Origin of the sequence: Flavobacterium sp. 245 (assembly GCF_004362055.1) — a bacterium.
Lineage (GTDB): Bacteria > Bacteroidota > Bacteroidia > Flavobacteriales > Flavobacteriaceae > Flavobacterium.
Map to the genome: position 1 here is coordinate 286,106 of NZ_SNXB01000006.1, position 13,804 is coordinate 299,909.

The following is a 13,804-nucleotide window of genomic DNA, read 5'->3' on the forward strand; positions in this document are numbered from 1 at the left end:
ATGTATAGCCTAATTTATTTTTTTAATGAAATGAAGATTTAAAGTTCGGCCCCAAATGTTTTAAATTTCATTTTAACTGTTTGAGTATTAATGTTTTTTAAAATTGCCTAAGCATACGTGCTTATCGCAACAGGTATTTTATTGTCCATTTTCTAATCTTCCAAATTATGAAAAAAATTTTTACTTTTTGTGATCTCTGCGTTAAGAAGAGATTATTAGGACTATTGTTTTTATTCCTATTATGTGGTAATGCTTTTTCTCAGACTGTTTGTAGACCAGTGTCACAAACAAACAGTCAGGCGGGCTTATTGTGTATAGGTTTAGATGTTAATAGTCCTACATTGGCCTATGATAACGATCCGGGCCTAACGACTTATGCAACTCTGCAAAATGCGGTCGGACTCCTTTGTATGGCTGAAGAGACCATGACATTGAATCAGACCGTAAGAGCCGGAGATGAAATTGTACTTTATTTAGGTACAGGAAATGGTTTGCTTGATGTTGGACTACTTTCTAATGTTTCAATTCAGACAAAGCTTTCTGGCACAGACGTGGGTCCAAGAGTGGCGCTTAACAGTCCAGTTTTGAATTTAAGTTTATTGTCAGGCAACGCTGTAGGAGAAGTGAGATATACAGTTCCGGGTGATGCCAACCAAGTTCAAATTCAAGTGGGAGGGCTTTTGAGTCTTCTTGTAAACTTAAGAATTTATGACGTTCGTCTGGATTTTGCTAAACCTACTGTTACTGGAGGTCTAAATCAGACGATTTGTTCTGGAACTTCAACGACACTAACCGCAACACCTGTTGCGGGAACAACATTAGCATGGTACAATTCAGCATCATCTACAACAGCATTAGCGACAGGAAATACACTTGTAACTCCTAATTTAACTGCAAATACAACCTATTATATTGGAGTAACGAGAGCAGGAGGCTGTGAAGGAAATAATCGTGTGCCAGTTGTGGTTAATGTTTCTAATCCTGTTGCACCTGCAATCAATTCTTCTGGAAGAGCGGTATGTTCAAGCGGTGCAACACAACAGACCACATTATCTTTAATTAACCCAATTCCGGGAACAACTTATAATTGGTATTCTACGTCAAGTGGCGGAACAATATTAGCTTCTGGGAATTCTTATTCTCCAACAGTTCCGATTGGAACAACTAGTTTTTATGTAGAAGCCGTTATAGGAAGCTGTATAAGTCCGACTCGTGCCCAAGTTGATGTAGTGTCGAATCCAGTTCCTGCATTGGCAACGGCATTGACACAAAGTGTAACAATTCAGTCAGGTCAAAATGCTACTTTGAGCGCAACAACATCTGAAGTTGGAGTAACTTTAAATTGGTATGATGTTGCAACAGGCGGTACAGCCATCTCAACAAATACTTCAACTTTTACAACACCTATTTTAACTGCAACAAAAACCTATTACGTAGAAACTCAAAGTGCAGCAGGCGGATGTGTAAGCGCTTCAAGAGCTCCAATTACGGTTAATGTCATTACTACTCCATTAGGTGGGTGTTTACAGGCAAACAGTCAGCAGACTAGTTTAAACGGGCTTTGTTTATTGTGCAGCAGTACGAATCAAGACAATTCTGTTGATGGAAATATTGCTACAGCAGCACGTTTGACTGTGCCGGTTGGCTTAATAAACGGATGGATTCAGCAAACATTACAATTTAATAATCCGGGAAAAGCTGGAGATATTATAGATGTTGAATTAGAATTACCTGGAGGTGTTCTTGATTTAAGTTTATTGAATTATATTAGTTTAGCTACATATAATGGAACAACTTTTAATAATGACAGAATTTCTATAAATAATTTAGTCAGTGTTCAATTATTAGGAGGAAACCGTTTTAAAGCGAGTATTACTGCAGGTGCAAATTTTGACCGAGTAGAGGTTCGTTTAGGTGGTTTAGCAACGGTATTGACAAGTTTAGATATTTATCAGGCAAGTTATAGATATAGCGATCCAAGTGTTACTGGAAATAAAATTATTTGCAGCGGACAAAATACAACACTAACTGCAGGCCTTGCTGTTGGAGAAACCGTTAATTGGTATTCTGCAGCCACAGGCGGTGCTTCACTGGCAGGTACTGCAGCTTTTACAACGCCAAATTTAACGGCTGATACAACTTATTATGCTGAGATCACTCGAAACGGCTGTGTAAACAGTGTACGTTTTGCAGTGCCAATCACAGTTAATAATCCAGTTGCAGCAACTCTTAGTCCAGGTTCTTCCAGTATTTGTGCTGGACAATCGACTACTATAACAGTTCAGTCTCCAGTTGCGGGAACAACTTATAATTGGTACGACGCTGCAACGGCTGGAAATTTAGTATTTACAGGAACATCTTTTACAACACCAGTTTTAACAGGTTCGACAAATTATTATGTTGAGTCAGTAATTGGAAGCTGTTCTAGTTCAACACGTGCACAAGCATCTATTACTGTTAATCCGTTGCCTGCAGTTCCAACTGTAGCTTCTTCAACAGTAATTATTCCTTCAGGACAAGTTGTTACTTTACAAGTTTCAAATCCTATTGCTGGAGTAGCTTATGACTGGTACGATGTTGCGACAGGAGGCACAGCATTACTAACAGACAATCCAAGTTATACACCAAGTCCAGCTTTAACGGCGGATAAGACTTATTATATTGCAGCAAGAAGTACTTCAAATTGTGTTAGTGCAACAAGAACAGCAATTAATGTTGTAGTAACACCTGTAGTACCAATAACTTCTTGTTTAAAAGCAAATTCTCAAGTAACTTCAAGAGGAGGATTAACAGGTTGTCTTCTTTGTTCGTCAGCTAATGATGGCTTTTCTGTTGATGCAAATGACACAAATTTTGCAAGACTTTCCGTTCCGGTAGGATTAGTTGATGATTATATGCAACAAATGCTTACTTTTTCTACTTCAGGAAAAGCAGGAGATATTATCGATGTTGAATTAGGAATTCCAGGTGGCATTGCCGATGTAAGTGCACTATCTTATATAAGTTTAAGAAGTTATAATGGAGGAGCACCAAACAGTGATCAAGTTAATATTGGAGCATTAGTAAATGTTCAATTATTAGGAGGAGATCGTTTTAAAGCAAGTTTTGTTACATCTGGTGATTTTACTGCTGTAGAAGTTCGATTAGGAGGAATAGCGACGCTACTTACTAATTTAGATATCTATGGCGCTTCATTTCGATATAAAGAAGCAGCAATTACAGGAGCATCTTCACCAATTTGTTCAGGAACATCTACAGTCCTAACAGCATCAACTACAGCTGGTGATACAATTAATTGGTATGATGTTGCCAGCGGAGGTACTTCTTTGGCAACAAATACAGCAACTTATAATACAGGTAATTTAACAGCTTCAAAAACATATTATATAGAGGCTGTTCGTGGGGGTACATGTATAAATAGTGTTCGTCAGCCTGTAACGGTAACGGTATTGCCTTTGTCAGTTGAAGCAGATATTACTATTGCTAGCCCGGTAGTATCATCTTGCGCTGGAACAGCTGTTTTAGCTCCAACTTCTGGTTTAACAGGTGCACAATTTAAATATTACACGGATCAGATAAAAACACAGGAAATTACCACAGGATCTACAGTGGCTGGACAAACAGGAGTAACTTTCTCAAAAGATGGTGCAACTGGAGCGCTAACAATTAGCGGATTAGCTTCAGGGGCATCTTATACCTATTATATTGCTGTAGGAAATGCGACAAGCTGTGATAATGCAATAAATACTTTGCAGCCTGTTGTTGTTAATTTTCCTGCAACTTCGACTACTTTGGCAGTAACATCGCCATTAGTGGCCTGCGGAAGTGCCAACTTAAAAAATGCAATTACCACATTAGATACAAGTGGTAATACAACTTATACTTTTTTCGATCCTTCTGATGTGGTTATGACAGATGAAGCGGCGATGAACGTAACAATTAATGGTGTTTACTCAATTCAGTCTCAAATCAACGGAGACGATTGTCCATCTGCAAAACAACCAGTAACTGTGACAGTTAATCCTTTGCCAAGCTTGACGGTTGATCCGGCACAATCTGTGGCACAGGGAACAAATGTAACTCTAAATGCTACTTCAAACGGTACATTGGCTTGGTATGATCCACAAGGAACTGCAATTACGGGACCTCCTTTTACTACAGGTGCCCTTAATGTTCCAGGTATTTATACATATACTGTTGTCGCAACATTAGGAAGCTGTTCTGTTACAGGAACACTTTCAATCAATGTTAAAGATCCTGACAATTGCCAATCATTGACAGAAAGAGTATATGCTACTGCACAAAGTTCTGGTTCAATTGTAACTGGAGGCGTTTCTAACGGAACAAATGCAATCGATGGAAATCCACAGACATTCTCAACTATCACAACAGGGGTTGGACTTTTAGGAATTGGTACAACTTGGCAAGATTTAACTTGGCCTTCAAATATTGCAAAAGGAACACCAGTAACGATTAAGCTTGGTTCTGAATACAGTGGTTTAGGCGTTGCACAGGGAGTTTCTGTGATTGGAAGAAAAGCCGGAGTTGATATCGGAGTATTGCAGTCAGTTTCGGGAGCATTATTGAATGTTCTTCCGGGAGATAATGCGTATGAATTTACTTTTGTTCCTTCAAATGCAGCTGGTCCGCAAGATTATGACGGAATCAGAATTGTATCGGGAGCGCTTTTGAGTGTTGCCCAAAACACAAAAGTATATGAAGCATATTATAAAAAATCAGTTACTACTGTAGCCTGTACTCCTGGAGATATTCAGGATATCTTTTACGGAACAACTGATTTAGGACTTCCTGTAGGAGCATTGACATCTACAGTAGGAGTAAGCGATGCATGGAATATAGCTGATAATGATGTTACAACATTTGCAACAATGTACAGTGGAGTTGGTGCTTTAGCTGCAGCAGATTTAACAGTACAGTTTAAAACCCCTTCTGTAGTAAGTGATACTTTAAGAATTGTAATCTCAAAACCTGCAGTTCTTTTAAATGTTAATTTATTGACTGGTTTTACCATTCAGCGTTATTTAGGAAACGTTGCAGTAGGAGCTCCAATTCAAAACACAAGTTCACTATTAAGTATAAAATTATTATCGGCAAATACGATGGCGATGGTCTTGGTATCTTCTCCAACAGAATCTTACGATAGAGTAAGAATTCGTTTTGGCGGTGTAGCAGGTGTTTTAGAATTCTTAAGAGTTCATACAGTTGAACGTGTTGCAAATACTTCGGTCATAGGCGGTGGAACGACAAATAAAGTCACAGTCTGTCCTGGAAGTGATGTAACACTTCAAATTCCAGAAGAGGCTTGTTCAACTTACATTTGGTACGATGCACCTACTGGAGGCTCAATTGTTGCGAATGGTTTAACTTATACAGTTCCAGCAAATTTAGCTTCAGGAACATACAAATATTATGTTCAGCCAGTTCGTTACGGTTGTGAAGCGATGACTAGAGGAGAAGTTACTGTTGAAGTTAAAATATCTAGTCCAGAAAACCTTTTAACAGATATTACTTTGAATGGTGCAACTTCAACTACAATTTGTGCACCAACAGGAACGGTAATTTTAGCTACAACATTAACAGCTACAGGTACAATAACAAATCCTGTTTATCATTGGTATAAATTTGATGGAACAACCAGCCAACCAGTTGCGGGGGCAACAGCTTCTTCATTAACGGTTACTGGTTTAACTCCTGGAACATATACTTATTTTGTTGGATTCAGTTCAGATGAATATTGCGAAACTGCTGAAGGTGACAGAAAACAAATAACTTTTACAATATTAAGACCATCTGATCAAAATGATCTTTCAGTAGATGATGTAACTGTTTGTCACGATTTATCGGCTTCTCTAACTCCGGTTGCGGCGGCTTTGACCAATCCTGTATTTACTTGGTATCTTGACAGCAATAAAACACAGCCTATAGCTGATGGAGATACTAATGGTAGCATTACTTATGCAATTAGTTCAACAGGAGTATTAACTGTTTCAGGTTTAACTCTTGCTATGGGGCCTGTTTCGTATTACGTTGCAGTTTCAAGTGATACAACTTGCGAAAATTTAGCAGGAACACTACAGGAAGGAACTATAACACTAACAGATCCTGGAACACCAACTACTACAGATGATACGCAAGATTTTTGTTTAATCGATGTGCCAACTGTTGCTAATATTCAAGTAAATGAAGCAAATGTAGTTTGGTACTCCGTTTCAACAGGTGGAACAGCAATTGCTCCAACAACGGCTTTAGCTGATGGAATTTACTATGCAGCAATAAAAGATCCTTTAACAAGCTGCGAAAGTTCAGTTCGATTAGCAGTTACAATCAATGTATCTGATCCTGGAACACCAACAACTACAGATAATACACAAGATTTCTGTTTAGTTGATGCACCGACAGTAGCAAATATTCAGGTAAATGCACCAACAGTTGGAAATATTGTTTGGTACACTGCTCTAACAGGCGGAACAGTAGTTGCATCGACAACAGCATTAATAAACGGCAGTTATTTTGCCGCAATTTTTGATCCTGCAACAAACTGTGAAAGTGCAACAAGATTAGAAGTAACAGTTACTGTATCTGATCCATTAACACCAACTACTACAGATGCAACACAAGATTTCTGTTTGATCGATGCTCCGACAGTAGCAAGTATTCAGGTAAATGAAACAAATGTGGTTTGGTATAGCGCTTCAACAGGCGGAACAGCAATTGCTTCAACCACGGCTCTAGCGAGCGGTGATTATTATGCAGCAATAAAAGATCCAGTAACAAACTGTGAAAGTTCAGTTCGTTTGTTGGTTACGGTTACAGTAAGTGATCCAGGAACACCAACAACAGCAGATAATACGCAAGATTTTTGTTTAGTTGATGCGCCAACAGTTGCGAGTATTCAAATAAATGCACCAGCAGTAGGAAATATTGTTTGGTACACTGCTTCAACAGGCGGAACAGCAATTGCTTCAACAACAGCCTTAGCAAGCGGCAGTTATTTTGCAGCAATTTTTGATCCAGCAACAAACTGTGAAAGCGCTTCAAGATTAGAAGTTGCAGTTACAGTATCTGATCCTGGAACACCAACAACTACAGATAATTCACAAGATTTCTGTTTAGTTGATGCACCGACAGTAGCTAATATTCAGGTAAATGCACCAACAGTTGGAAATATTGTTTGGTACACTGCTTCAACAGGCGGAACAGTAGTTGCATCGACAACAGCATTAACAAACGGCAGTTATTTTGCAGCGATTTTCGATCCTGCGACAAACTGTGAAAGTGCTTCAAGATTAGAAGTAGCAGTTACTGTATCTGATCCATTAACACCAACTACTACAGATGCAACACAAGATTTCTGTTTGATCGATGCTCCGACGGTATCGAGTATTCAGGTAAATGAAACAAATGTGGTTTGGTATAGCGCTTCAACAGGCGGAACAGCAATTGCTTCAACCACGGCTTTAGTGAGCGGTGATTATTATGCAGCAATAAAAGATCCGGTAACAAACTGTGAAAGTTCAGTTCGTTTGTTGGTTACGGTTACAGTAAGTGATCCGGGAACACCAACAACAGCAGACAATACTCAGGATTTCTGTTTAATTGATGCTCCAACAGTTGCAAGTATTCAAATAAATGCACCAGCAGTAGGAAATATCGTTTGGTACACTGCTTCAACAGGCGGAACAGCAATTGCTTCAACAACAGCCTTAGCAAGCGGCAGTTATTTTGCATCGATTTTTGATTCAGCAACAAACTGTGAAAGCGCTTCAAGATTAGAAGTTGCAGTTACAGTATCTGATCCTGGAACACCAACAACTACAGATAATACACAAGATTTCTGTTTAGTTGATGCACCGACAGTAGCAAATATTCAGGTAAATGCACCAACAGTTGGAAATATTGTTTGGTACACTGCTCTAACAGGCGGAACAGTAGTTGCATCGACAACAGCATTAACAAACGGCAGTTATTTTGCAGCGATTTTTGATCCTGCGACAAACTGTGAAAGTGCTTCAAGACTAGAAGTTGCAGTTACTGTATCTGATCCGGGAACACCAACAACTACAGATAATACACAAGATTTCTGTTTGATCAATGCTCCGACAGTAGCAAGTATTCAGGTAAATGAAACAAATATCGTTTGGTACAGTGCTTCAACAGGCGGAACAGCAATTGCTTCAACCACGGCTTTAGCGAGCGGTGATTATTATGCAGCAATAAAAGATCCGGTAACAAACTGCGAAAGTTCAGTTCGTTTATTAGTTACGGTTACAGTAAGTGATCCGGGAACACCAACAACAGCAGATAATACGCAAGATTTCTGCTTAATTGATGCTCCAACAGTTGCAAGTATTCAAATAAATGCACCAGCAGTAGGAAATATTGTTTGGTACACTGCTTCAACAGGCGGAACAGCAATTGCTTCAACAACAGCCTTAGCAAGCGGCAGTTATTTTGCATCGATTTTTGATCCAGCAACAAACTGTGAAAGCGCTTCAAGATTAGAAGTTGCAGTTACTGTATCTGATCCTGGAACACCAACAACTACAGATAATACACAAGATTTCTGTTTAGTAAATGCACCAACTTTTGCAAGTATTCAGGTGAGTGAAGCAAATGTAGTTTGGTACACTGCTTCAACAGGCGGAACAGCAATTACTTCAACAACAGCTTTAACTAGCGGTACTTATTTTGGAGCAATAAAAGATCCAGTAACAGGTTGTGAAAGCGCAACACGTTTGCAAGTAGCGGTTACAGTAACTGATCCAGCTACACCAACAACGACGGATAATACTCAAGTTTTCTGTTCTGGAAATACACCTACAGTTGCAAGTATTCAAGTAAATGAAGCAAATGTGGTTTGGTACAGTACTGCGACAGGCGGAACAGCAATTCCAACAACTACAGCTTTAACTACAGGCGTTTATTACGGAGCTATAAAAGATCCGGTTACGGGTTGTGAAAGCAGTGTAAGATTGCTGGTAAATGTAACAGTAGGAAACACAATAAATCCAACTACTAATAATGCTTCGCAAAACTTCTGCTCTACAGCAGCACCAACTATTGCAAGCATTCAAGTAAACGAAAGCAATGTTGTATGGTTTAGTACTGCAACAGGCGGAACAGCAATTCCATCAACAACTGCATTGACATCTGGTATTTATTTTGGAAATATTATTGATGCGGCGACTGGTTGTGAAAGCTCAACTCGTTTGCAAGTAACGGTAACGGTAACAACTCCAAGTCCGACACCAACTACAAATAATGCGACACAAAACTTCTGTACGCTGAATTCGCCTACAGTTGCAAATATTCAGGTAAATGAAGCAAATGTAGTTTGGTACAGTACTGCTATTGGCGGAACAGCAATTCCTGCAACAACCACATTAGTTACAGGAACTTATTATGGAGCTGTTTCAAGTGCAATAGGCTGTGAGAATCCAGTTCGTTTGGCAGTTGTGGTAAATGTAAATACTCCTGGAGTAGTTACAACGCCAAGAACAACACAAACATTCTGTTTATCAAAACTACCAACACTTGCTAATATCTTGGTAAATGAGCCAAATGTAGTTTGGTATTCTACCGCAGCAGGAGGAACACCTTTAACGGCAAATACGCAATTAACGGCTGGAACTTACTACGCTGCAGCGCTTAATAATACGACTAACGGATGCGAAGGCGCAACGAGATTGGGAGTAACAATTGCATTTGAAAATGATGCTTTAGTGCCAATAACATCAAGTGACGATACGCCATGTGTATTCCAGGGTGTGACTTATTCAATTGCAAATGGTAAATCTAATTATGTTTGGTCAGTTACTAACGGAACAATTATTTCTGGCGGAGGAACTGCTGATGGAACTGTAACAATTTCATGGTCTGATATTGGTTCTGGCCAAGTGAAAGTTACCTACATCAATACTTGTGATGAAACAACTACCAAAACATTGAATGTTACAGTAGCAACTTGTTCAGATTTAACGATTACCAACACAGTGAGTAATCCAACTCCAAACTTTGGTGAACAGATAACATTTACAGTAACAGTAAATAATGTTGGACAAGGGAATTTCATAAATACCATTGTAAGCGACTTATTGCCTAACGGTTATGAATTAATCAGTTCAAGCACAACTCAAGGAACATTTGATCAAACAACACAGCTTTGGACTATTCCAACGCTGAATGCAGGTCAGAGCGTAGTTCTTACAATTGTTGCCGAAGTAGTTCATGGAAGCGATTACCTATCTGTTGCAACTATTGAAATTTCAACTCCTTTAGATGTTTCCGCAGCAAACAACACGGCTTCAGTTTCTGTTGATCCAATTTGTTTGACAGTTTACAATGAGTTTACGCCAAATAATGATGGAGCGAATGACTTATTCAGAATTGACTGTATTGAATCATATCCAAATAATGAATTGAAAGTTTACAACAGATATGGTGCATTAGTTTACAGCAAACAGCATTATGAAAATGATTGGAACGGAACTGCCAATGTATCTGGAGTTATTAGTAGAGGAGATATGCTGCCAACAGGTACTTATTTTTATGTGATAGACATTGGAGACGGAACGGTTAAAAAAGGATGGTTATCTATAATGAGATAAGCAGACGATGTTAATCATCTAATTAATTAAACTAAATAAGTATCGTTATGAAACTATATATAAAATCACTGAAGAAAACATATTTTGTTGTAATATGTTCTTTTATTGCATTCTGTGCCAGTGCACAGCAAGATCCAGAGTACACCCAGTATATGTATAATACTATGGCGGTAAATCCAGCTTATGCTGGGTCTACCGGTACTTTAGAAGCAACACTTTTGTACCGTTCTCAATGGATTGGAATTGATGGCGCTCCAGAAACACAGTCTTTTTCTATTCACGCACCGCTTCGAAATGAGAAAGTTGGCTTGGGACTTAGTGTCGTTAATGACAAAATTGGTCCTTCAAATGAACTTTACCTTGACGGAAACTTTTCTTATTCAATTCCGTTGGGATATGAAAAAAGGTTGGCCTTCGGTTTGAAAGCTGGTATGAGAATGTTAAACGTAGATTGGTCAAAAGGGAGATACTACGATCCAAATGATGTTTTGCTAAATCAAAATATTGACAATCAGGCAAAATTGGCAGTTGGAGCAGGAATCTATTATTATACTGATAAATGGTACGTAGGTGCATCAGTTCCGAGTTTCATCCAAAACACTTATTATGATGATGTTCAGGAATCTATCGACTATGATCGTTTACATTATTATTTCATGGGAGGTTATGTTTTTGATTTGAATCCAAATTTAAAATTCAAACCTGCATTTCTAGTAAAAGCAGTAAGCGGAGCTCCTCTTACTGCTGATATCTCGGCGAATTTTATGATTGCTGAAAAATTTGTGATCGGTGGTTCTTACAGAACAGATGATTCTGTAAGTATCTTGGCTGGTTTTCAAATTTCTAAAAGTTTTTATATCGGATACGCTTTCGATTACACAGTGAGCGATCTGAATAAGTACAATGACGGATCGCACGAAATCATCTTGCGTTATCAGTTCAATAAAGGCGAAAGTAAAATTAAATCACCTCGATTCTTCTAAATCAAAAACCTATGAAAAAACTATATATCCTAAGTTTAGTCTTGAGCATTACGTTTAGTTTTGCTCAAAAGACTAATTTAAAAAAGGCCGATGCCTTGTTTAGAAACTACGCCTACGCGGATGCTTCAAAGGCATATGAAGAAATTTTGCAGAACAGTAAAAATCCTTCAACACAAACCTTAAAAAATGCTGCCGACTCGTATTATTTTATTTCTGATGAAAGAAATGCTTTAAAATGGTATAAAAAGTTATACGAAGCGCAGGGCAATAATTTGACAGATATTTATTATCTGCGTTATATCCAGTCACTGAAAGGCGTTATGGATTATGATGACGCAGACAAAATGACAAAAGAATATCTGACTAAAAAAGGTGATCAAAAAGAAGTCAACCGCTATCTTGCTCAAAAGAAACAAATGGATAGTTTGTCTAAAGCTAAATCGCTGTACACAGTTAAAAATCTGGATATTAATACTAGTAAATCTGATTTTGGAGCAACTTATTTTCAGGACCGAATCGTATTTACCTCTGCCAGAGACACTACAAAGTTTAGTGAAAAGTTATATACATGGAACAATCAGCCTTTTTTAAATCTTTATTTGGCAGAAAGAAATCCTGCCGATGGAAGTTTGTTTAACGAAAAACTATTTCTTCCAAATGTAATGACTAAATACCACGAAGCAACAGCATCTTTTGACGCCAGCGGAAAAACAATCTATTATTCAACAAACATTGTTAAAAAGAATAAATTGGTTATTGATGAAAGTAAAACCAATAATTTTCAAATAGTTAAAGGCGATATTGTAAATAATAAATTAGAAAATCCACAGCAGGTTTTCTTTGATAATAAGGATTATTCAGTAGGACATCCCGCTTTAAGTGAAGATGGAAAATGGCTTTTCTTTGCATCAGATATGCCGGGTGGAGCAGGCGAAACGGATCTGTATTATGTAAAAATTGCTGCCGATGGCACGATGAGTTCTCCGGTAAATCTTGGACCAAAAATCAATACGCTTGGAAACGAGGTTTTTCCATTCTTTCGTAACGGAAAACTTTATTTTTCTTCCGATGGACATTATGGCTACGGAGATTTAGATGTTTATGAAAGCAATCTTTTAGCCGACGGAACTTTTTCAGCTCCAGTTAATTTAGGTGCACCAATTAACAGCAATAAAGATGATTTTTCTTTTATAATTGACAATGCTGATACTTATGGTTATGTTTCCTCGAACAGAGCCGGAGGAAAAGGTGATGACGATATTTATTCTTTTGTTAAAGGAAAACCAGTTTGTAATCAGAGCATTTCTGGTATAGCTGTAGACCGAAAAACAAAATTACCTCTTTCAGACGTAATTATTATGGGGTATAATTCTTATACTGAAGTTCTTGGAGAGACGAAAACCAATTTTGAAGGTAAATATGCGTTAGTAGTTCCATGCGGAAAAACAGTTAAAATGATTGCTGCAAAACCAAATTACAGCAGTGATGAAAAAACGGTTGAAACGACAATGGAAAACGAAGGCGAGATTAAAGATGTCAATTTTGAACTAAGCAATTATGACGATTTAGTTGTTAAAAAGAAAGGTGTTGAAAAAGTAGATGTAAAACCAATTTACTTTGATTATGACAAATATGATATTACACCATTGGCAGTGGAAGAGCTGACAAAAGTAGTCTTTATCATGCAAAAATTTCCAAACATCAAAATCAAGATTGAATCGCATACCGATGCCCGTGGAAAGGATTCATACAACCTGAAACTTTCAGATAACAGAGCCAAATCAACCCGTGATTATATTATTTCTCAAGGGATTGATGCCTCTCGCATTGAAAGCGCAATAGGTTATGGCGAAAGCCGATTGATTAACAAATGTAAAAACGGCGTGAAATGTACTGAAGAAGAACATTTGTTAAATAGACGCTCTGACTTTATCATTATCCAAAAATAGTTTTATATTTGCGCGCTAATTATTTGATTATCAGTGTAAAAATATAAAACGAAGAAACCATTTGGAAGTTGGTTTTGTTTAATTCTTTTTTAAGAATAGTGGACAAGAAGAAAATCAAGTCGCATACATTTTGTGACTTGATTTTTGATTTTTTAAAACTTTTGTTTTTTGATGATTTTCAGCGAAAATAATTCTAATTTTGATCTTTCAGTTATTCTAAATTTATAGGCATTATTTTAATTTC

At 37.8% G+C, this 13,804-nt stretch carries 3 protein-coding genes; all 3 read left to right on the top strand.

What is annotated here, in order from left to right; all coding sequences use genetic code 11:
* The first annotated feature begins 167 nt into the window (after positions 1-167).
* From EV145_RS14215 to EV145_RS14225, 3 genes are read left to right on the top strand one after another with little or no spacing between them, the layout of a single operon-like run.
* Positions 168-10,628: a gliding motility-associated C-terminal domain-containing protein gene (locus tag EV145_RS14215; RefSeq protein WP_133525859.1), complete on the top strand. Its 10,461-nt coding sequence runs from the start codon at positions 168-170 to the stop codon at positions 10,626-10,628.
* 47 nt (positions 10,629-10,675) lie between these two features.
* Positions 10,676-11,611: a type IX secretion system membrane protein PorP/SprF gene (locus EV145_RS14220; protein ID WP_133525860.1), complete on the top strand. Its 936-nt coding sequence runs from the start codon at positions 10,676-10,678 to the stop codon at positions 11,609-11,611.
* Between the two features lie 11 nt (positions 11,612-11,622).
* Positions 11,623-13,560 carry an OmpA family protein gene (locus tag EV145_RS14225; protein ID WP_133525861.1) on the top strand — a complete coding sequence of 646 codons (1,938 nt, stop codon included), beginning with the start codon at positions 11,623-11,625 and terminating at the stop codon, positions 13,558-13,560.
* Positions 13,561-13,804 lie beyond the last annotated feature (244 nt).